This window comes from Mariniflexile sp. HNIBRBA6329 (assembly GCF_043558645.1).
Classification (GTDB): domain Bacteria; phylum Bacteroidota; class Bacteroidia; order Flavobacteriales; family Flavobacteriaceae; genus Mariniflexile.
In genome coordinates, this window is record NZ_JBIFXS010000003.1 from 432,146 (window position 1) to 455,184 (window position 23,039).

At 33.9% G+C, this 23,039-nt stretch carries 18 protein-coding genes; 6 read left to right on the forward strand and 12 right to left on the reverse strand.

The window, feature by feature from the left end:
- Positions 1–31: 31 nt before the first annotated feature.
- The 7 genes from ACGK9U_RS06355 to ACGK9U_RS06385 all read right to left on the reverse strand — a co-directional run bounded on the left by ACGK9U_RS06355 (position 32) and on the right by ACGK9U_RS06385 (position 10,061).
- Positions 32–2,692: a DNA gyrase/topoisomerase IV subunit A gene (locus ACGK9U_RS06355; protein WP_394465525.1), complete on the reverse strand. Its 2,661-nt coding sequence runs from the start codon at positions 2,690–2,692 to the stop codon at positions 32–34.
- 292 nt (positions 2,693–2,984) lie between these two features.
- Positions 2,985–4,841 carry a DNA topoisomerase IV subunit B gene (locus ACGK9U_RS06360; protein WP_394465526.1) on the reverse strand — a complete coding sequence of 619 codons (1,857 nt, stop codon included), beginning with the start codon at positions 4,839–4,841 and terminating at the stop codon, positions 2,985–2,987.
- 113 nt (positions 4,842–4,954) lie between these two features.
- Complete coding sequence (locus ACGK9U_RS06365) at positions 4,955–5,863, reverse strand: DMT family transporter (RefSeq protein ID WP_394465527.1); 909 nt, start codon at positions 5,861–5,863, stop codon at positions 4,955–4,957.
- A gap of 72 nt (positions 5,864–5,935) precedes the next feature.
- Entirely contained in the window at positions 5,936–6,388 is a 453-nt protein-coding gene (locus tag ACGK9U_RS06370; RefSeq protein WP_394465528.1) for a cell division protein, read from the reverse strand.
- Between the two features lie 115 nt (positions 6,389–6,503).
- A complete protein-coding gene (ychF, locus tag ACGK9U_RS06375; protein WP_394465529.1) occupies positions 6,504–7,598 on the reverse strand; it encodes a redox-regulated ATPase YchF in 1,095 nt (364 codons plus the stop codon).
- A gap of 294 nt (positions 7,599–7,892) precedes the next feature.
- The gene (locus tag ACGK9U_RS06380; RefSeq protein ID WP_394465530.1) at positions 7,893–8,513 is read right to left on the reverse strand and encodes a hypothetical protein; all 621 of its coding nucleotides are present in this window, start codon (positions 8,511–8,513) and stop codon (positions 7,893–7,895) included.
- 312 nt (positions 8,514–8,825) lie between these two features.
- On the reverse strand, positions 8,826–10,061 hold the full coding sequence (locus ACGK9U_RS06385) for an ABC transporter permease (protein ID WP_394465531.1): 1,236 nt from the start codon (positions 10,059–10,061) through the stop codon (positions 8,826–8,828).
- An 8-nt stretch (positions 10,062–10,069) separates the two neighbouring features.
- Here ACGK9U_RS06385 and ACGK9U_RS06390 point away from each other — a divergent pair, with 8 nt between their 5' ends.
- Both ACGK9U_RS06390 and ACGK9U_RS06395 read left to right on the forward strand, forming a co-directional pair.
- Positions 10,070–11,329: an exo-beta-N-acetylmuramidase NamZ domain-containing protein gene (locus ACGK9U_RS06390; RefSeq protein ID WP_394465574.1), complete on the forward strand. Its 1,260-nt coding sequence runs from the start codon at positions 10,070–10,072 to the stop codon at positions 11,327–11,329.
- A gap of 11 nt (positions 11,330–11,340) precedes the next feature.
- Complete coding sequence (locus tag ACGK9U_RS06395; protein ID WP_394465532.1) at positions 11,341–12,420, forward strand: serine hydrolase domain-containing protein; 1,080 nt, start codon at positions 11,341–11,343, stop codon at positions 12,418–12,420.
- 84 nt (positions 12,421–12,504) lie between these two features.
- Here the strand turns inward: ACGK9U_RS06395 and ACGK9U_RS06400 are convergent, their stop codons facing one another.
- Positions 12,505–12,999, reverse strand: coding sequence for a YkgJ family cysteine cluster protein (locus ACGK9U_RS06400; protein WP_394465533.1), 495 nt, complete (start codon positions 12,997–12,999; stop codon positions 12,505–12,507).
- A 58-nt stretch (positions 13,000–13,057) separates the two neighbouring features.
- On the opposite strand from ACGK9U_RS06400, the gene ACGK9U_RS06405 reads away from it, so the two are divergent.
- Positions 13,058–13,759: a class I SAM-dependent methyltransferase gene (locus tag ACGK9U_RS06405; RefSeq protein ID WP_394465534.1), complete on the forward strand. Its 702-nt coding sequence runs from the start codon at positions 13,058–13,060 to the stop codon at positions 13,757–13,759.
- Positions 13,760–13,835: 76 nt separating this feature from the next.
- On the opposite strand, the gene ACGK9U_RS06410 is transcribed toward ACGK9U_RS06405, so the two are convergent.
- The 3 genes from ACGK9U_RS06410 to ACGK9U_RS06420 form a co-directional block, all read right to left on the reverse strand.
- On the reverse strand, positions 13,836–14,417 hold the full coding sequence (locus tag ACGK9U_RS06410; RefSeq protein ID WP_394465535.1) for a DUF1287 domain-containing protein: 582 nt from the start codon (positions 14,415–14,417) through the stop codon (positions 13,836–13,838).
- Positions 14,418–14,456: 39 nt separating this feature from the next.
- Positions 14,457–16,184 (reverse strand): TonB-dependent receptor, encoded by a 1,728-nt coding sequence (locus ACGK9U_RS06415; protein WP_394465536.1) that lies wholly within the window; start codon positions 16,182–16,184, stop codon positions 14,457–14,459.
- A 161-nt stretch (positions 16,185–16,345) separates the two neighbouring features.
- Positions 16,346–19,369, reverse strand: coding sequence for a tetratricopeptide repeat protein (locus ACGK9U_RS06420; RefSeq protein WP_394465537.1), 3,024 nt, complete (start codon positions 19,367–19,369; stop codon positions 16,346–16,348).
- 253 nt (positions 19,370–19,622) lie between these two features.
- Here ACGK9U_RS06420 and ACGK9U_RS06425 point away from each other — a divergent pair, with 253 nt between their 5' ends.
- Positions 19,623–20,306 carry a cell division ATP-binding protein FtsE gene (locus ACGK9U_RS06425; RefSeq protein WP_394465538.1) on the forward strand — a complete coding sequence of 228 codons (684 nt, stop codon included), beginning with the start codon at positions 19,623–19,625 and terminating at the stop codon, positions 20,304–20,306.
- 3 nt (positions 20,307–20,309) lie between these two features.
- Here ACGK9U_RS06425 and ACGK9U_RS06430 read toward each other — a convergent pair whose 3' ends face one another.
- Complete coding sequence (locus ACGK9U_RS06430; protein ID WP_394465539.1) at positions 20,310–21,137, reverse strand: 2OG-Fe(II) oxygenase; 828 nt, start codon at positions 21,135–21,137, stop codon at positions 20,310–20,312.
- 66 nt (positions 21,138–21,203) lie between these two features.
- On the opposite strand from ACGK9U_RS06430, the gene ACGK9U_RS06435 reads away from it, so the two are divergent.
- Both ACGK9U_RS06435 and ACGK9U_RS06440 read left to right on the forward strand, forming a co-directional pair.
- Entirely contained in the window at positions 21,204–22,091 is an 888-nt protein-coding gene (locus ACGK9U_RS06435) for a glycosyltransferase family 2 protein (RefSeq protein WP_394465540.1), read from the forward strand.
- A complete protein-coding gene (locus ACGK9U_RS06440; protein WP_394465541.1) occupies positions 22,088–23,032 on the forward strand; it encodes a glycosyltransferase family 2 protein in 945 nt (314 codons plus the stop codon). The genes ACGK9U_RS06435 and ACGK9U_RS06440 overlap by 4 nt, the downstream gene beginning before the upstream one ends.
- The last annotated feature ends 7 nt before the right edge of the window (positions 23,033–23,039 follow it).

Genomic DNA, 23,039 nt, shown 5'->3' on the forward strand with positions numbered 1-23,039 from the left:
TTATTAGTCTGAAAATCATAAAATAAGGTTATTAAAACAACTTGGTTTGACCTTTATCATCTAATTTATCTTCATCAGAATCAGAATCATTACTGTTTTTATTAGCTTCATCTGTATTTCCATCTGTATCTGGAGAAACATCTTCTTCATCAACAACTTCTAAATCATCGGCATGAACTTCTTCAGGAGCTTCATAAGGCAACGGATCTAATAAATTGATTTGGTTTACTTTTTCTTTAGTTAACTGGTTTCCTAAAGCTGTAAGACCTTTAACTGCAATAAATTCTTCTAAATTAATTACTAAATTATCTTTTCGATCTTTACCACGTTCTTTAGTAAACTCAATTTCAGCCATTGGAATCCAATCGGTTGAAACAATTTCCAAATTCGATTTATCATGAGATGTTATAAAACACTCTTCTTTATTTTCATTTTCAATTAAGAAGCGTTTTACAAAGTATTTCTCTTTTTCACCATCATAATATATAGCAGAAATAGGCTTTTTAGGAATCCATTTTTCCATCACAATCATATCACTATCAAAATGCGCAGTCACTTCTGGAATTATGGTTTTTACAATCCCTTTTTGATTGATAATCAAGATGCGGTCTTCACCTCTAAACTCACCTAACAATTCGCCTCTACCATCTACATTCAGCCTTTGAACAGCATCATCAAACCATATTTTACGTGGTTTTAAAGTTGAGATACCTTTCTCTTTCAACTCTACTTTTTTAACAGGGTATTTGGTAACTAAGTTTCCTTTAGAGTTTCTGCCTTTTATTAAAATATCGGCAAAATCAATATCCCATTTCAGTTTTTTTATACTTCCCGCTTGACGAAGCAAAATGCTAACAACCTCAGCTTCTCCATTCGGGTTTGCAGAAAAATACAATACCGTGGAACCTTTGTTTCCGTTGGTTAAATCGTATTCTTTATCACGTGTAATTCCCGTAACCGAAAAGCGTTTTATATAAGACGGACCACTTTTACCATCGCGATAAATCATATTATAAATAGTACGGCTGTCCTTTTTATCAAACACTTCTACATTTATAATATCTTTCCCTACAAAGGTTTTGGCATCTACTTTGGTAACCATCATTTTACCATCTTTGGTAAATACAATAATATCGTCTATATCGCTACAATCGCAAACATATTCGTCTTTTCGTAAGGAGGTTCCAACGAAGCCTTCTTCTCTATTCACATAAAGTTTTGTGTTTCGAATAACAACTTTGGTAGCATCTACATCATCAAAGGTGCGGATTTCCGTTTTGCGTTCACGACCTGCGCCATATTCTTTTTTAAGCCTCGTAAAATAAGCAATGGCATAATCAATAAGATTCGCTAAATGATGTTTTATTTCGGCTATTTGATCTTCTAAAGCTTCTATTTTCTGTTGTGCTTTATCAATATCAAATTTTGAAATACGCTTGATTCTTATTTCGGTTAATCGTTCAATATCTTCAACAGTAATAGCGCGTTTTAAATGTTTGATATGGGGCTTTAAACCTTTATCAATCGCATTAATAACGCCCTCCCAAGTTTCTTCTTCTTCAATATCACGATAAATACGGTTTTCTATAAAAATACGTTCCAATGAAGCAAAATGCCACTGTTCTTCCAGCTCATCGAGCTTAATTTCCAGATCGCTTTTTAGAAGTTGAACGGTATTATCGGTAGAGCGACGCAACATTTCTGTTACACCAACAAACAGAGGTTTATTATCTTCAATAACGCAACCTAAAGGTGAAATGGACGATTCGCAACTGGTGAAGGCATATAACGCGTCAATGGTTTTATCGGGTGATAAACCAGACGGAAGGTGTATTAAAATCTCAACCTCAGCGGCCGTATTATCTTCAATTTTTTTAATCTTGATTTTACCTTTATCATTCGCCTTAAGAATAGAATCTATAAGCGACGATGTGGTGGTACCAAAAGGAATTTCAGTAATAACCAAGGTGTTTTTATCCAACTGCGATATTTTGGCACGTACACGAACACGACCCCCTCTTAAACCATCATTATAGTTGGAAAAATCGGCAATACCTGCTGTTGGAAAATCGGGTAAAATGGTGAAGCGTTTTCCTTGTAAATGTTTGATGGAAGCATCAATCAATTCGATAAAATTATGCGGTAATATTTTAGTTGAAAGTCCAACCGCAATACCTTCGCCACCTTGTGCCAACAACAACGGAAACATAACCGGTAAGTTAATCGGTTCTTTTCTTCTTCCATCGTATGAAGCTTGCCATTCGGTTATTTTAGGGTTGTAAACAACATCTAAAGCGAATTTAGATAAGCGCGCTTCAATATAACGCGATGCTGCAGCACTATCGCCTGTTAAAATATTTCCCCAGTTCCCTTGGGTATCAATCAATAAATCTTTCTGACCAATTTGCACCATGGCATCGGCAATACTAGCATCTCCATGTGGATGGTATTGCATGGTATGCCCCACTATATTGGCTACTTTGTTGTAACGCCCATCATCTAAATCTTTCATAGAGTGCATGATACGGCGCTGTACGGGTTTAAAACCGTCTTCAATAGCAGGAACAGCACGTTCTAATATAACGTACGATGCATAATCCAAAAACCAATCTTTATACATGCCCGTAACACGGGTAATGGTTTCTTTTGGCTCGTCTTGGTCGTTAATTAAATCGTCACCTTCTTCAATCATTAACTTCTTTTGTTTTTAGGGGCTCCGTTAAGTTTAGTTTTACCTAACTTTCTTGCATTTTTTATTGCTACTATTTTATGATTAACAATCGACAAATGATCATAACTACGCTTAACATCCGTGTTTTTCTTCTTATTATAAAGCATACTACTGTAATTTTTATTTTTTCTGCTTTCGCAGAAATATTTTTCTTTTAATTTAGTTGTGTGTAACGTTACTATTTGCCCAAATTTATAGATTTCAATAGATAATTTATTCTCATTTTTTTTGAGATTTATGTATTAGTAGGAATTTAATTGTCCTCTATAACATCCAATTCAACTTTCAAATTATCAATGATGAATTCTTGACGGGTTGGTGTATTTTTACCCATATAAAATGACAACAAATCTTCAATAGACATATTATCATCCAACATTACGGGGTCTAATCTTATATTCTCGCCAATAAAATGCACAAATTCATCAGGCGATATTTCACCAAGTCCTTTAAATCGGGTTATCTCGGGTTTTGGTTTTAGTTTTTCAATGGCATTGACGCGTTCTTCTTCAGAATAGCAATAAATGGTTTCCTTTTTGTTTCTTACACGAAACAGTGGCGTTTGTAAAATATACAAATGCCCTTCCTTTATAACTTCTGGAAAGAATTGCAAAAAGAACGTTATCAATAGTAACCGAATATGCATCCCATCCACATCGGCATCCGTTGCAATAACCACATTGTTATAACGTAAGTCCTCTAACGATTCTTCTATATTTAAAGCTGCTTGTAATAGGTTAAATTCTTCGTTTTCGTAAACGATTTTCTTGCTTAAACCATAACAATTCAAAGGTTTTCCTTTTAAGCTGAAAACTGCTTGGGTGTTTACATCGCGGGATTTTGTGATACTTCCAGAAGCCGAATCTCCCTCGGTAATAAACAAGGTTGATTCTAAATTTCGTTCGTTTTTAGTATCGCCAAAATGCACTCTGCAATCGCGTAATTTTTTGTTATGAAGACTGGCCGATTTCGCACGGTCTTTTGCCAGTTTCCTAATTCCAGAAAGTTCTTTACGCTCGCGTTCAGCTTGCAATATTTTACGTTGAATTTTCTCAGCTGTTTCTGGATTTTTGTGTAAATAGTTATCTAAATAGGTTTTTAGAAAATCATTAATATAGGTTCTTACGGTTGGCAAATCGCCACCCATATCGGTAGAACCTAATTTAGTTTTGGTTTGACTTTCAAAAACAGGTTCCATCACTTTGATGGCTACAGCACAAACAACCGACTTCCGGACATCGGAAGCATCGTAGTTTTTACCATAAAACTCGCGAATGGTTTTTACAAAAGCTTCACGAAACGCGTTTAAGTGCGTACCTCCTTGTGTGGTGTTTTGACCGTTTACAAACGAATGGTACTCCTCGCTATATTGTGTTTTACTGTGTGTAATGGCAACTTCAATATCATCACCTCGTAAATGAATGATGGGGTATGCTCTATCGCCTTCGTTAATGTTTTCAGATAATAAATCTTTAAGTCCATGCTCGCTAAAATACCTTTCACCATTAAATACAATGGTTAAACCTGGGTTTAGGTACACATAGTTTTTAAGCATTTTAACGATGTACTCGTTTCTGAACTTATAGTTTTTAAAAATGGTATCATCGGGAACAAAGGATACTTTCGTTCCTTTCCTGCGTGAGGTATCGTCTAATAAATCCTGATTCATTAAATTACCTTGTTCAAATTCGGCAGAAGCGGATTTATTATCGCGAGTCGATTCCACCCTAAAAAATGAAGATAACGCATTTACCGCTTTGGTTCCAACCCCATTAAGTCCGACTGATTTTTTAAATGCTTTGGAATCGTACTTTCCACCGGTATTCATTTTAGAAACCACATCTACCACTTTTCCTAATGGAATACCACGACCATAATCTCGAACCGTTACCTTACTCCCTTGAATGGAAATTTCAATGGTTTTTCCTGCTCCCATAACGTACTCGTCAATGGAGTTGTCCAAAACCTCTTTCAGCAGGATGTAAATACCGTCATCGGGCGAAGAACCATCACCCAATTTACCGATATACATCCCTGGACGCATACGGATATGCTCTTTCCAGTCTAATGAACGTATATTATCTTCGGTGTAATTGGTTAATTCAGCCATAGATTTTGAGTAAAATTTCGTGATTGGTCGCTAATATAATACAACCGCATAAAAAAAGAAACTGCCTTTGCACAAAGTAATTAACAATATGGTTCCGTTTTTGTTGAGAACCTCTATTTACTGGCTTTTTCCTTTTTTATAGACACCAACAAGATACCAAAAATTACTACAAAAGCACCAAACAATTGCAACAAAGTAAGCACTTCATTCAAAAATATACCAGCTAAAATAATGGTTGAAATAGGTCCAAAACCAGCAATAACAGCAAAATTTGATGAGTTGATACGGTTTATGGATTCCGATACCAAATACGATGGAATAACCGTAGCAAAAATAGCAATTAAAAACCCTAATAAATACACTTCCCATGGCAAACCAAAAATATTTACCTTAGAAAACAAACCAAAATGGATAAACACACAAACACACGAAACAACCATAGCATAGGATGTAAATTTAACCACCCCAAACTTTGGTATCAACCAACCGCTACCCACTAAATAAGACGCATAGGTTAACGCACAAAGTAGAATAAAAAAACCGCCAATATAAGTATCGGTACCCGAAATAACCACTTCGCCCCAAAAGGTAATAACAATGCCAATATAGGTTAAAAATATAGCCAGTGCTTGTGTTGAATTTATTGGCTTTTTAAGAAACAACTTGTTGAAAATAATTATGATGGTTGGATACAAAAACAATATAATGCGCTCCAAACTGGCTTTTATATACTCCAAGCCTACAAAATCAAAATAACTGGACAAATAATAGCCTACTATACCAAAAAAGGCAAGCCAATAATAATCGCTTTTAACAACGCTATCAGGGTTTTCCTTTCGGCTGTAAATAATGGCCATAAGCATGTAAAATGGAAACGAAAAAACCATACGCAACAATAACAGGCTTAGCGCATCTACTTGGTATTGATACGCCAATTTTACCATAACGGCTTTAGATGAAAATAGAACGATGCCTAAAATCCCTATTAAAATTCCTGAAATAAATTGTTTTTTAGATTGCATAAAGCGAATATAACCGTTGCTAAAATTGTAAGATTTTAATGTAGGAAGAAATTACGATGTCCAAATTAAAAACTAAAGAGATTCAGCTTGTTCTTTTAAAAATTTATTTCGGGTTGTCAAAAGATTTTGTACATACTTTTTCAAAAACAACCAGTTTATTAATTTTCCTAATAAACCAAAGGGAGATTCAAAATAAAAAACATCTATCATTAACGTTTTTCTGTTGTTTTTGCGAAAATAATGCTCGTGTCGAAACGACTTGAAAGCACCTGAAACCATTTCATCTACAAAATAATTGGGATATTCAAATTCTGTTATTTTTGAAGTTAGTTGTTGCTTTACACCCAAATGTTTGGCTTCCCAAGTAACCCATTCACCCAAACCAATCAATCCTGAAGTTTTTCCAGCTACAGCTTTTTCATGGGAGTGTTTAAGTGATTCTTTATGAAAATCAACATCTCTTGCTAGATTAAAACAGATTTCAATATCTGCATCTATAAGGGAATTGATTTCTATTTTAGACATTATTTTATTTCCAAATTAAACAGATTGCTTCTCTGCGTTAGCAATGACGTATTCAAGCAAACACCTTCTAAAAGCGAAGCTTTTAAAAATCTAACGTTCTAACTATCTAAAAAAACTATACGTTAAATAGGAAGTGCATCACATCGCCATCTTTTACAATGTAATTTTTACCTTCAACGCGCATTTTACCTGCTTCTTTTACTTTGGCTTCACTACCATAGGCTACATAGTCATCATACCCTATAACTTCGGCTCTAATAAAACCTTTTTCAAAATCGGTATGGATCACACCTGCTGCTTGTGGCGCAGAAGCACCTATATCGATGGTCCAAGCACGTACTTCTTTTACACCAGCGGTAAAATAAGTTTGCTGCTTTAATAGTTTGTAAGCTGAACGGATTAATTTAGCAGAACCTGCTTCATCCAACCCAATATCTTGTAAAAACATTTGACGCTCTTCGTAATCGTCTAACTCATTAATATCGGCTTCTGTACCAACTGCCAATACCAAAACTTCGGCATTTTCGTTTTTTACAGCTTCTTTTACCAATTCTACATATTTATTGCCCGATACTGCCGAACCTTCATCTACATTGCATACGTACATCACCGGTTTTTCAGTAATAAATTGCGATGGTTTTACAAAATCTTCATAATCATCTTCTGTAAATTCCAATGCACGTACCGAAATACCTGCTTCTAAATTTTCTTTAATTCGTAACAAAACAGCTTCTTCTTTTTGAGCGTCTTTATTACCCGTTTTAGCAGCACGTTTTACTTTTTCAAGTTTCTTATCAACGGTTTCAAGGTCTTTAAGCTGGAGTTCCATATCGATGGTTTCCTTATCGCGAATGGGGTTTACATTGCCATCAACATGTACAATATTATCATTATCAAAGCAACGCAATACATGTAGAATAGCGTCGGTTTCGCGAATGTTTGCCAAAAACTGGTTTCCTAAACCTTCACCTTTACTGGCGCCTTTTACCAAACCTGCAATATCAACAATCTCCACAGTGGCTGGTTGTACACGCACAGGGTTTACCAACTCAGTCAATTTTTCTAAACGTTTGTCCGGTACATTTACCACACCTATATTAGGCTCTATGGTACAAAACGGGAAGTTTGCACTTTGCGCTTTAGCGTTTGATAAACAATTGAATAAGGTTGATTTCCCTACGTTTGGTAATCCTACAATGCCTGCTTTCATGTGTATAAATTTATTGATTTATAAAGAACACATGCTGTTCGCTATTAATCATTATTTTAAATGATATAGTTTTCAACATGCTCGTTTCATTACTTTAGATAATTAAATTAAAGATACAAGAACCACATTTTTGGTTTTTGCGAGTGCAAATGTAGTTAATTCATTAATTATTTAAAGTATATGCTTTGAGTATTTCATGTAAATAACAAGCGGGGTATTAAATATGGTAGTCTGTTGCTTGTTGAAGTAATGTAGGGATTGGTTTTTAGCGCTTTTCTTTGTTGTAAGCAGTTTTTATTGTCCATAAATTGCTGCTAAAAATATTGGTATTGTTATTAAAACAGATATTATTGCCGGTTTAATCCAGCTTCTTTTTCTATGCTCAATATCTTTTCCAATAAATTTATTCCAAAAATATTCTGTCAAAATTCCACCTCCTGCAATATTAAAAATCATTGCAATGTTTCCTCCAATATTCATTAAATTCACAACTAATAAAGTTGCAATTGTATATAAAATTCCAAAAATCAAGACTTGAATTCGACCTGTTCTATTATTAGTTTGTTTCATATTGTACATTAACAAAACTGCTCCGAATATGGATGAAAAAAGTCCAGAGAAAACCATAATTACTTTTTTGGAATGTAATTCAGGAGCATTTGGATCGTCGGTATTATTATTTTTCTTTTTATTCTCTTCAACTGAATTTCGTTGAGTTATTTCCTTTTCTTCTTTTTCGATTTCAATTTCTTTTTCTATGCTTTTTAATTGCGATGATTCTCCATTACGTTCTCTTAAAATTTGGATTGAGGCAGAAACAGCTTGTTCGTTATAACTTTTTTTATTCTCTAAAATATATTCTAATTCCGAATCAGTTTTTCGTTGAAACTTTTCGATAAATTTATTCTCGTTCATTTTCTATTTTATAGCATGTTTTCGGTTTGGCAAAATTAGCTACAATGATAAATAAAAACAATTGCTTATATCTAATTTTATATATTTACGAATATAGTAAATATTCACTTACAAAAAAACCTCTGCTTTTCACTAAATAATGAGCAAATGGCTTTGTGTCTCCCCATGATGTTTAAAACATAACTATGTACATTGGTGCTGGTGTGTTAGGGATTGCAATGGAAAGCCCACAGCGAGGTACGAGCGAGGACTTGTAACCCTTCGTCTGCGCTCAGGGTTCCAAGCCCGACCCGACAGGGAACCCCCAAAAAACTATTCGAAACGGATGGCTTTTACTGGCGATATTTTGGTGATGATATACGAGGGTACCAACAACATAAGTAAACATAGTAGCATGGTGCCTATGTTTAGGGCTATAATGTAGCCTAGGCTTATGTAAACAGGAGCCTCGGTTACGTAATATACACTAGGGTCTAGCGGGAATAGTTTGAAGTATTTTTGTGCCAATAGCAACCCTAAACCTATAAGGTTACCCCAGAACAGCCCTAAAAGTATAAGGTAGCTGGCATTGTACAAAAATAGTTTACGGATGCTCCAATTATTGCTTCCCAAAGCTTTTAAAATACCTATCATTTGGGTGCGTTCCAGTATTAAAACCAAAAGGGCGGTTATCATATTGATGCCTGCTACCAAAATCATGATACCAATGATGCCGTAGATATTTTTATCGAAAATACTTATCCACTCAAAAACGGAGGCATATTTATCGGTTATGGTTTGGGTGTTTAGGGTTGATGGGGTGGCGCGGTAAATTTCGATGCCTTTACGGGGCAGTTGGTCGTAATCGTCTATAAACACTTCAAAATTTCCAACTTGGTTGTCGTTCCATTGGTTGATGCGCTGAATATGGCGGATATCGCCTATAAGGTATTGCGCATCTAAATCTTGAAAGCCCGAATTGTAAATACCTACTATTTTGTAGGTGATGATGTTTGGGAGCTTTTCGGTATCGTCTTTTGGAAATACCATTTGAAAAGTATCGTTTACTTTAAAACCCAAACGGTTTGCCAAATACTGCGATATTAAAACATCTTCGTTTCGTTTTTTGGTATAATCGGGTAGTTTGCCTTCTATTAAAAATTCTTTAAAATATTCCCAATTATAATCGGCTCCAACGCCTTTTAGGTAGGCGCCTTCAAAATCGGTTTCAGTACGAATAACACCAAACCTCGTAGCAACCGCCTGTATATGTTTTACGCCTTCAACTGATTTAAACTTGGGGTAAAAATCTTGTTTCTTTGGTACGGGCATTAAACTTTCTTGGGAATTGTTGCTATCGTAATTCGTTATAGTAACATGACCATTAAACGCTACTACTTTATCGCGTATTTTTTGCTGCAAGCCAATACCTGTTGCAATGGCAACCATCATGACCACAATACCAATAGCAATAGCTGCAATACCAATTTTTATTATTGGTGCTGAAACACTACTTTTATACGCTTTACTACCAATAATGCGTTTAGCTAAAAAATACTCGAAATTCAAAATATATGATGCGGTTTAAGGTTTTCAAAAATACAGTTTTATTATTTGTTTTGGTAATGATTTCTTGCGGAAACTTTTATAAGGAGAAGACGGAAGACAAAAGACAAGAGACGGAAGAACAAAAACCTAACATCCAAAACCTCGACCCCATAGTTGGTGCCAACCAAACCGATGCTTATTTATCGCTATTGAAAGGAAAACGTGTTGGCGTAGTGGCTAATCAAACTTCAGTAATTTTTAAGAAAAATCCAAAATCCAAAACCCAAAATCCAAACTACACGCATCTGGTTGATTCTTTAATTGCTTTAAAAATAAACGTCAAGAACGTTTTTGCACCAGAGCATGGTTTTAGAGGTACTGCCGATGCGGGCGAACATATTAAAGATGGTATTGATACCAAAACAGGCGTCCCAATAATATCTCTTTATGGCGATAATAAAAAACCAAAACCCGAACAGCTTAAAAATATAGACATCGTGGTGTTTGATATCCAAGATGTGGGCGCACGTTTTTACACCTATATTTCTTCGCTGCATTACGTTATGGAAGCTTGCGCCGAAGCCAACATTCCTGTATTGATTTTAGATCGCCCCAACCCTAACGGACATTATATAGATGGTCCTGTTTTAGAAATGGAACATAAAAGTTTTGTAGGCATGCACCCTATTCCTGTGGTACATGGCATGACTATTGGTGAATATGCTACAATGATAAATGGTGAAAAATGGCTAAAAAATGGTGTTCAATGTGAATTGAAGGTAATCCCTATTAAACACTACACACACCAAACAAGCTACAGTTTGCCTATTAAACCAAGTCCGAATTTACCAAATGACACCTCCATAAACCTATACCCAAGCTTATGTTTTTTTGAAGGCACCAATGTAAGTGTAGGTCGTGGTACAGATAAACAGTTTCAAGTTTTTGGAAGTCCGTTTTTAGATAACAGCTTCTTCAAATACAGTTTTACTCCAAAGCCCAACGAAGGTGCCAAATACCCTCCACATCAAGACAAAATATGTTTTGGAATGAATTTATCTGCTGAAGAAAGTCTGTCTGAACTTCATTTGAACTGGTTGATTTCGGCTTATAAAAACACTAAGAGTAAAACCGATTTTTTCAATAGCTTTTTTACAAAATTAGCAGGTACAAAAAAATTACAGCAACAAATTGAAGCAGGTTTAACCGAAGCTGTAATAAAAGACTCTTGGCAACAAGGGTTAGAAACCTTTAAAAAAACCAGAAACAAATATTTAATTTATAAATAGTTATATATTTAATGAAAAGAATTATTGCCTCTATAATGCTCCTTTTAAGCGCTATAGGATTTACACAAACCACCGAAAACCCAATAGAAGTTAAAACAAGAACCGCTAAAAAACTTGCTAAAAAATTTCTACGAAAACACGGTATTACGGGCATGTCTATTTCGGTGTCTCAACATGGCGAACTTATTTGGTCTAAAGGCTTTGGATTTTCAAAAAGAAAACCAAAAACACGCGTAAATCCAGATAGCACTATTTTTAGAATCGCCAGCATTTCAAAATCTATTACAGCACTTGCTTTAGCTAAATTACTAGATGATAAACGCATTGATTTGGACTCTAGCATCTACAACTTTGTGCCAGATTACCCCAAGCAACAATACGACATCACCATTAGGCAATTGGGCGGTAATTTAGCTGGTATTAGACATTATAAAGACAATACAGAGTATGCACTAAACAAAAAAATGAGCATTACCGAAGGATTAGACTTATTTAAAAACGACCCGCTTTTATTTGAACCTGGAACTCAATTTAACTACAGTTCTTTAGGATATGTTTTACTCAGCGAAGTCATGCAAAAAGCTACCAATTTACCTTTTGATAAATTTGTGACCGATTCCATTTTTAAACCGCTTAATATGGCGCATTCCATGAAGGATGCATCGGATGTTATCGTTCCAAACTGTACACATTTTTATAAAAACTCCTTATTAAAAAGGCACATTCAAGCGAGTCCTGTTTGCAATGAATACAAGGTTGCTGGTGGCGGATTTTTATCAACTTCTGAAGATCTTATAAAGTTTGGAAACGAAATAATTTTTCCTAAAATAGTGTCTAAAGAAGCGCTGTTAGAAATTATTACATCACAACATTTAAAAACAGGTGAACGCACAGGTTATGGCATTGGGTTTTCGGTTGAAACTTCTAAAAATGGTACGCCTAAATATTACCATACGGGTGGTGGCGTTGGTGCTTCAACAATATTAATTGTGTATCCAAAAGAAGAAGTTGTTATTACTGTTTTAACCAATACTACAGGTATTTCCATGCCTGATTTTGGAAAAGAACTTGAGACTGTTTTTGTGGATTAGAGGGTTAAATGAAAAAAAAATAATAACAGAGCTACTATGAACCAAAGTTCATAACTTGTTTTCACTGGATGCCGATACTAAAAACTAAACCTTAATCCGCTTCTTCATGTCTTCCACAATATTAAAAGCTGCAGGACAAATAGCCACATTTTTTAAAGTTAAGTTGGAAATTTGTTGAAACTTTTTTCTATCGGTGTGTGGAAACTCGCGGCATGCTTTTGGGCGCACTTCATATATAGAACAATAATTTTCGGCATCTAAAAAAGTACAAGGTACGCTTTGCAATACATAATCGTTATCTTCATCAATCTGCAAATACTGATTGACAAACTGCTGTGTTTTCATTTTAAAATACTTCGCAATGCGCTCAATATCCTTATCTGTAAACAGTGGACCCGTAGTTTTACAGCAATTGGCACATTCCAAACAATCCGTTTTTTTAAACTCGGCATCATGTAAATCTTGCATCACATAATCCAAATTTTTAGGCGGTTTACTTTTTAGCTTCGCGAAGAATTTTTTATTCTCGTTATGCTTATCTTTGGCGAGCTTTGGAAGGTTTTTTATGAAGTCTTGCATGGTGTAAAAATAATACTTTTAAATGAGATGCTGAAACAAGTTCAGCATGACGAAAAAAATGAAAGACCTATTCGGAAAAGCCTTATTAGATTACCAAAACGGACGTTACAGTGAAGACATCATCACCTCTACAAATATTTCAGAGGAAGACGACTTGCCACTACCCTACTTATTCCGCGGGTTTAAAGAGATGCCTAAACTAGAACAAAAAGCATTGAAATTAGCAAAAGGAAGCGTTTTAGATGTAGGTTGTGGTGCAGGTAGCCACAGTCTGTATTTACAAGAAAAAGGATTTCAAGTGAAGGCCATCGATGTTTCAAAAGGAGCTATAGAAGTTGCTAAACTGCGTGGTGTTTTACAGGCTGAAGTAAAGAATCTTTTAGATGAAACCGAAACTTTTGACACCATTTTATTATTGATGAATGGTACGGGCATTTTTCAAGAATTAACGCAAGTTGCAAAATACCTAAAGCATTTAAAAAGCCTGTTGAATGCAAATGGACAAATTTTGATTGATTCTTCAGATATTCAATACATGTATGAAGATGAAGATGGTGGCGTTTGGATGGACATGAATTCCACCTACCACGGCGAACTCGACTATTTTTTAAGTTATAAAGGCGAACAAGAAGCCCCGATGAAATGGTTGTACTTGGATTTTGAAAAACTACAACTAGCTTGCGAAACTGTTGGCTTAAAATGTGAATTGGTTGCTGAAGGGGAACATTTTGATTATTTGGCTAGGTTAATTCCTGCGTAGGCAGGAGTCTTTTTAATTCTTTGAAAATAAAATACTTAAAAGTGGATTCCTGCTTTCGCAGGAATGACAAAAAAAATTATTTTTTAAAACGATAATGCCCAATAATCTTAAAATCAAACAAACAATCTTCTAAAACTTGTCCGCTTCCAATATTGTGAACAATCAAATATCTTTTTCCATCATTTGATTTCTTATTAACCACAATACCTATATGCGTAATAGCACCACCTAAATTCCAACAAACTACATCACCTGGTATATAATCTTTTGTGTTGTTTGTTATTGGCTTTTTTGCTCCTTGTCGTTCAAAATACGTCATTAAATTAGGAACCCTTCTGTGGTCTATATTCTTATCAGTAGTTTTTAATCCCCTTATTTTTGGATATAGACTAAAATTGGTTTTCATATCTTCATGCACTTCTTTTTGTAGATCAAAACCCATTTTTCTGTAAGCTCTAATTACTACATCTGTACAGACACCTTTGTTTGCAGGAACATCTCCATTTGGATATGGAATAGAGAAATAACTTGGGTCGTACATTACACTTTGTTTTGTCAATTCTAACGCTGCATCTGAAAGCGTTAAATTCTGAACTCCATTTTGTGAAATACAAAAATTAAAACATAAACATAGAACTATTAAGAATAACCTTTTCATTTAAATATAAATTTAAAAGATTCCTGCTTTCGCAGGAATTTAGAAATCAAACTTATAAGTAGCCCCTGCTAAAAACTGTGCACTTTGTACCGGAAAGTTTTGCCATTTTTGATACCCTTCGTTCGCTATATTATTCGCTTTTGCAAATATGGAAAGTTGGTTGTTTACATGGTAACCCACATGTGCATTGGCATCAAAATAGCTATCTAAAGTTACCGTAAAAGGTGTTGTAGCGGTTACACCATCATTTAAAAAGAATTGGTCTTTACGCTCGCCTACATAAAACAAGTTAGCACCGGCAAACCACTTTTCGCTTATTTGATAATCTAAAAACAAAGAGCCTTTAAAATCTGGTAAATTCCATGCTTCAGCTTCATCATCGGTTTTATAAGTAAAAGTTTCAGCTTTTAAAGCTAGTTTGAAATTTCTGTTTACATCTACATTTATTTCACCCGAAACTCCCCAAGTTTTTACGTTATCGTACACCATTCCAAAGGAATTTCCATACGAATAATCTTGAGGGGTTAACGTAATTTCATTATTTCTGAACAATGCCTTGCTTCTATCGGCTAAATAACGTCCGCTAAAATTATAACTCACGTTACTGGTTACTTTTCCTTTTAAACCTACATATGCGTTATAGAGTTGATCCGTTGGAGTTATAAATAAAGTTGGTGATACAAACGGGTTTTCGGTTGCAAAACCGTAATACGAATTCTGAATTAAATCTCCTTGTATGCCTCCATAAACAATCAATACATCATTAACCAATCTATACGTTGCTGTTACATTTGGGTACAAATAAATTTTGCTGTCTTCAGCCTCATTATCTCTCATATAAAATAACGACACACCTAAATTCAAGGTTAAATCATCTTCTTTTAATTCATAGGTTGGTGAAATGCCTACTTGAATGTTTCCGTAATTCAATTCACTATCCCCATTATATGCCATATCAAAACCGCCTCCTAAATAATCAATAACCACATCGGTTGCAATTTCGTAATCATTAATTGGCACATCTACTTTTCCTTTGAATGTAAATCTGTTTTCAGCAGAACCTTGATTGTCACCAAAACGTCTAAACAAGAAGCTTAATGAATTAATATAGGTATCTTCAAAAGCAATATCGCCACCTAAATGCGCATTAAAAAAAGAATGGTCTACTTGTATATTGTTGGATTGTGATGCAACAATTTGCGACTGGGGGACCCCATACCAATTATACCTTTGGTATCCAACACCTCCTTCAATATTCCATGCTAAATCCCGTAAACGCGACGAATAATTTACATTTGCTTTTGAATTTAGAAAATCGTCATCATAAGACAAGCCTTCGATACCGCCTCCAGATGAATGATGACTTACATAACCTCCAACACTTTCAGTACGGCTAATGGCATGGTTTAAATAAACTTCACCTAAAATAGTGGTGTAAGTGCCGACACCTAAAGTAGCATAATTATCGTATAATTTGATTGGTTTCGCTTTGTCTACAACCGCGGCTTTTCCTTTTGCTGGCGTAAACGTTGAAGCCACTGGAAAGGAAAATATGTTATATTTAATTTCTTTTTTAGCTTGGGTCGTTTCATCATCAGTAGATGGAACCTCCTTTACCTTAAAAGCATCCGATATGGTTGGTGTGTATGGTTTTACAACGTCTATAACACCAGTATTGATGGTATCGTTGGTTTTCTTTTGTGAAAACACAAGGGTTACACTTAGTGTGAAAACGGCTAATAATATATTTTTTATGTGCTTACGCATACTTTTTTTATTTACGATTTTTGAATTACGATTGACGATTTATTATTGAGGTCTCGACTTTAGTTTACCTTGAGCGAAAACGAAAGGCTCGACCAGACAAACTAACGATTAACGAATTTTGAATTTTTGATGCTTTCAACTTCTAATATTCAACTTTAATTTTAATTGCCTGCTTGAATAGACGAATTGGTTTTTGCTTCTTGTGCTTTTATTTTACTTAATTCTGCCTTAGCTTCTGTAACCACATCATCAAATTCGGTGAAATTTTGAATGACACTTTCTAAAATATAAGTGGCTTGAAACGCATCTTTTAAAGCATAAAAATTCTTCGCCATTAATACCAATCCTTTAGCACTGTAATATTTGTAACCTGAAAAATCTTTTGCGAGTTTTTGCACCGCTGTATTTGATGCTTCGTACTTCGATTCTTTATTTTTAAAATAGGCGTTATAGTACAAGGCTTCAGCTGCTGTTTCACCTGTAGCAACCGCTTCTACTTTTGCATAGGCTTCTTTTGCTTTAGCTTCATTATTGGTTTTTTTAGCAGAACGTGCTATAATCACATTCGCATCGGCTTTAATTTTGTTATCGATGGTTGAATTTGCCAGTACTTTTTCGGCATAACCAACCGCCTTATTATAACTTTCCAATTGGTAATTGGCTTTCATTAAATTCGATTGTGCAAACACCACGTTTTGAGGAAAATTAGCTTCGTCTTCCAAACGTTCCAATAATGGAATGGCTTTATTCCAATCTTTACTTTCCAAATAAAATTGTGATAAACGCGATAAGGCTTCTTCTGAAAACTCACTCCTTGAAGTTTCTACAACATATTTGTAATGTGGTACCGCATTGCTTACCAATCCTTTTTTATAATATAATTGCGCTATATAAAAATGCGACTGTAGTGTATGTAACCCGTTTGGAAACTGGTTTAAATAACCGTTAAATTGCGTGATGGCCTTATCTGTATTATTATCTAAATATTGCTTTTCTGCAGCTTCGTATGTAGCGTTGTCTAAATCGGCATCCGTTACCTCCACATACTTTAAGGTTTTTACCCAACTAGCATATTCGTTAACACGACCTAAATCAATATAAATCAATCGTGCTGTAGATACCGCTTGAATCGCTTCGGGTGTGTTAGGATATTCGCCCGCTACTTGCTTAAACTTACTTAACGCCTGTTCATTTTTACTGCCATTATAATACACCAATCCTTGACGTAATAAAGCTTTAGGCACAAACGAACTCATTTTGTATTCGGCATTTAAACGATTGTAAATTTGCATCGCTTTATCGGTATCACCTGCTTTTACGTAAGTATTGCCCAATTCGTACATGGCATCGTCACGAAGTTTCGATTTTTGATATTCTGAAATAAACTGCTCCAGTTCTTTTATCTTTTTAGATTCTTGCCCAATATAACCAGCACTTATGGCTTTTTGGAAAAAAGCATAATCTGAATCTGCCGTGTTTAACTTTATGGCACTTTCATAGGCATTTATAGCATTTTTATATTCACTCGAAACGAAATAGGCATCCCCCAAACGTAGGTAGGCATCATTTAGACGTACATTATCCGTTCTTTTATTTGATGCAATATATTGACTGAAATAATGAGAAGTTTGCGTATAGTTTTTCAACTTAAAATAGGTGTACGCTAAGTTATAATCTATGTTTTTATTCTCGGGGGTTGATGTGGAAGCTGCTTGTTGTTGAAACTGTTTAAAACCAACTAAAGCATCGTTATAATTGGTTAAGTTATAATCGGTTTCAGCTTTCCAAAAAGTGGCTCTTGCTGTAAAACTGGCATCGCGTGGTTCTTTTAAAGAAGCTTCAAAAAGGTTTTTGGCTTCCATATAATTGCTTTCGTTATACAATTCCAAACCTCTATAAAATGCTACTTTTTGGTAAGCTACTTTATTCTCAAAACTCTTTTTACCTTCCAATAATTTAAGCGCTTCTTTATAGTTTTTTGAAGTAATGTAAGAATCAATCAACAAGGTTTCTATTTCTTCCCTAAAAGTTGTTTTAGGATATTTATCTAAATAACCCGCTAAAACTTGAGGTGCCGATTGGTAAGGATTACCAATATCGTAACTGATTTTCGCATAATTTAACCAAGCATCTTCTTGAATTTTTAAATCAAAATCCATTTCAGAAGCATTTTTAAACGCATTTAAAGCTTCTTGCTTTTTACCTAATTTAATATAGCTTTCACCTAAATGGTAATAAGCGTTTTGCGCTATAGAGTTAGTACCTCCAATAATTTTATTGAATTCTGAAATAGCCTTTTCATAATCGCCTTGTTTGTAATGGGCATAACCTAATTGATAAAAATCTGTATTGCTCCATTTTCCGTTTTTGCCTTTATAAGCTTGCAAATACGGAATAGCTTCGGCATATTGCTTTAAATTGAAATAACTTTCACCTATGATTTTTGAAAGTTCGGATACTTCATTTTTATCACTGCTCTTTAATTTCGCTTTAGCCAATTCGATAGCTTTTTCAAAATTTCCTAACTTAAAATTCAAATCGGCTTGATAGTAAGACAGCTTTTCTTTGTATTGTTCTTGATTGCTAACTTGGTCAAAATACTTATTGGCATTCTCGTAATCATCACCTTCATACGCCATAAAACCTATGTAATATTTAGCTTGCGACCCGTATTGTTTTGAATTTTCTACGCGGGTTAAATACTGTTTGGCTTCTTTATATTGTTTACTTGAAAATGCTGAATACCCATTGTTGAAATAAAATTTTTCTTTTTCATTTCTTGCCAATCCGCTTTCATCCACTTTATCGTACCATTTTCTAGCATGGGCATATTTTCCGTTTTCAAAATAATAATCGGCTACGTCTACATACGCGGTATTACGCTTGGTACTTGTTGGGTAATCCTCTACAAAATTTTCAACTAATTGGTCAGCATTTTGTTGATTCAATCTTACCGCACAATTAGCAATGTAATAGGCACAATCGGATAACAAAATATTTTCTTTCGTGCTTTTTTTAACACTTCCGAATAAAGATTGCGCAGCCAAATATTGCTGGTTATTGTATAGCGACAAGGCTTTTTGATATTCTGCTAAATTGCTGGTGTATGTGGCAGATTGTTGTGCCCATATTTGAAAACTAAAACTTATGGCAACCAAAAGGGAAACACTGTTTTTTATAGTCATTAACGATTCATTTTTTAATTTAAAATCAAAGATAATTTAATATAAATCTTATAACGCAACAATCGTGCTATAATTATAAACCGACTTATTAAAAGATGAAAAAACAAAAAAAAAAAGTCGCAGTTGCAGTTTTCAGTTACAGTAAATATAAACTTTGCTACTTTGAATCTTTGAATCTTTGAAACTTTTTACCTTTTACCTTTCAACTTTCAACTTTTATATAATACTTTTACAACACAAAATTTATTATCATATGTCCACTCCCATTTTACAATTAAAAGACGTTTCTATATACCAAGGAGATAGCTTGGTGCTTTCAAAAGTGAATGTTGAAATTAACAAAGGCGACTTTGTATATTTAATTGGAAAAACCGGTACCGGAAAAAGTAGTTTTATGAAAACACTTTACGGCGATTTACCTTTAACTGAAGGTGAAGGACATATTGTAGATTTCGATTTAAAAACCTTAAAAGAAAAGGACATTCCTTATTTAAGACGCAAATTGGGCGTGGTTTTTCAAGATTTTAAATTACTACCGGAAAGCACTATAAATGAAAATTTACTTTTTGTTTTAAGAGCCACTGGTTGGAAAGATAAAAACGAAATGAACAACCGTGTTGAAGAAGTTTTAAGCAAAGTGGATATGAAAACCAAAGGGTTTAAATATCCACACGCACTTTCGGGCGGCGAGCAGCAACGTGTTGCCATTGCCAGGGCTTTACTTAACAACCCCGAGCTTATTCTTGCAGACGAACCAACTGGAAATCTTGACCCACAAACCAGCATTGAAGTCATGGAGGTTTTACAGGAAATAAACAAGAATGGCAATACCATATTAATGGCTACTCACGATTATGCTTTGCTATTAAAATACCCTAGCAAAACGTTAAAGTGTGAAGATAGTCAGGTTTTTGAGGTGGTGCAACGTAAAGGATAATTATCAATTATCTTTTTTATAAATATGAGGATTTTTACGAATGCCTTTTTTAAAAATTTTACGTACCAACATTCTTAAATTAGCATCGAGGTCTAGTAGTATGTTTTTAAAAGTATCTTCTGGCCGCCCTCTAAATTTAGTAACATGAAATTTATCGGTTTCCTTTAAAGCTTCATCACTAAAATAATAATTAGAAATACAACATCTACTTCTATCAACGGTTACTTTATTTACCGAATGCCAAGAAGCATCATGCGTTGCCATAATGACCAATCGGTTAAATTTACTCTCTACTAAAACAGGCTTTTTTTTCGGACCATTGGGCCACAATTCAAGATGTCCGCCATTTTTCAATTCCCACTTGGGAGTAACATAATAAAGCAAGTTAAGCACACGCCAACGAGCACGTTCTGCATCATGGGAATTATCTAGATGTGGGTTTAAAAAATTGTTTTCTGCCATTAACGAAAGTCCTCCTGCATACAACGATTCATCAGCATACAGCGATTTTATGCCACATATTTCACCAATTAAATTTACCACTTTTTCATCTTGAAACGCATAAATAACTTCTTCTAAAAGTTTATCATGCTTATCCATTTGTGCAGATACACATTTAAATTCGCGAATGCTTTTTAAAACACGCATTTCTGTTTTATCTGGAAATACATCAAAACAGGCTTGAGCTAAATCTTCAGGCAATAAGTCATCAATATAAAAAAAACCAATTTGATTTTTAGATGCTGAATAAGATACCTTTAGTTCATCTTTTACACTATCAATTTTATCAACTATTAAATTTGAAATCTCTTTGGATGTTAAACCAGTCATAAGCCTATTATTATTCATTGCAATTTATAACCTTTTAAGCTAAAAGTTAAATTAAACATTTTAAAAATGTATTTTTATGCTTTATTACAACCACCGATGCTATCTATTTTAATTCCAACTTTCAACTACAACATAGTTCCTTTAGTTAAAGAAATTTTTGAACAGGTTTCAAAATGTAATATTGTCTTTGAAATTTTAGTTTATGATGATGGTTCAAATTCTAAACTAAACATTAAAAATCAATCAATTAACCTTCTTGAAAATTGTTTTTTTAAGGTGTTAACCCATAATATTGGAAGAAGTGCCATTAGAAACCTTCTTGGTACTGATGCCAAATACAACACTTTATTATTTATAGATGCCGGAACATTTCCAAAAGAAAAAGATTTTATAAAAAATTACATTTCAATTCATAACAAGGAAGTCATTATAGGAGGCATGACCTATGGTGAAGAGCCATTTGAAAAAAATTATAAATTAAGATGGCTTTACACAAAAAAAAGAGAAGCCAACAAAGGATTACATTCTTCTAATTTTTTAATTAAAAAAAGCTTATTTCAATTAAACTTATTTGATGAAACCTTAAAAAAATATGGTTGTGAAGACGTGCTTTTTTTTAATAACCTACTTAAAAAAAATATCGAAATAATTAAAATAGACAACCCTGTAATTCATGAAGCAGATGATGATTCGAATACTTTTGTAAAAAAAACAGAGTATGCCATTGAAAATTTAATACAGTTAATTGATGAAGGCAAACTAAGTATTTCTAATTATAAAATATCCAAACTCTACATACAGCTTAGCCCATTGGGCTTGGATAAATTTGTTTCTTTACTTTTTAAATGGCTAAAACCTTTACTGCTTAAAAATTTTAATTCCAATTACCCTTCAATACTTTTGTTTGATTTTTACAGATTAGGCTATTATTGTTTTATAAAAAATAAGAAATGACTCCTTTTTTCTCGATAGTAATTCCGTTGTATAATAAGGAAACTTTTATTAAAAGCACTTTAAAAAGTGTTCTACAACAAACATTTCAAGATTTTGAAATTATTATTGTTGATGATGGTAGTACAGATAACAGTTATCAAATAGTTTCTAGTTTAAATAATGAAAAAATCACTTTAATTAAACAAGAAAACCAAGGCGTTTCGGTTGCAAGAAACTTTGGTGTACAAAAAGCTAAAGCTAATTACATTGCATTGATAGATGCTGATGATATTTGGTATCCCAACCATTTATTTGAATTAAAAAAACAAATGGATTTATTTCCTGAAGCTGGACTTTATTGCAATAATTATGAAGTTTTTCATAATGAAAAAGTTTGTAAAAAAGCAACTTTCAATTTTAGTTATGATACTGAATGTTTAATAGTGCTAGATTATTTTAAAGCCAGCATAATAAATTCTGTTGCATGGACATCGGCTGTTGGCTTTTCAAAAGAAGCTTTTAATAAGTTAGGTGGTTTCAATACTAATTATAAAACAGCACAAGATTTGGATTTATGGATTCGGTTTGCTTTAAATTATAAGGTAAGCTTCAATCCAACTATAACCATGAGTTACAAATTCTATATTGGTAATAGCTTATCAAAAAACGAGAAAAACTATAACTACATTAGATATGATTTTATTAATAGTTATAATGAAAAAGCCAAAAACAACCCTTCATTAAAATTGTATTTAGACGTGAATCGGTACGCACTTGCTTTGCGCAGTAAGTTAAATGGGGACAAACAACTTTATTTAAAGGTTAAAAAAGAGATTGATTTTAGCAATTTGAATTGGAAGCAAAAAATACTAATTAATTCACCTCAAACCCTTATCAAAAGCTTAAAAAAAATTCAAAATTTTTTAATTAAAAATGGCCTTTATTTAAATGCCCATAAGTAAACTTAAA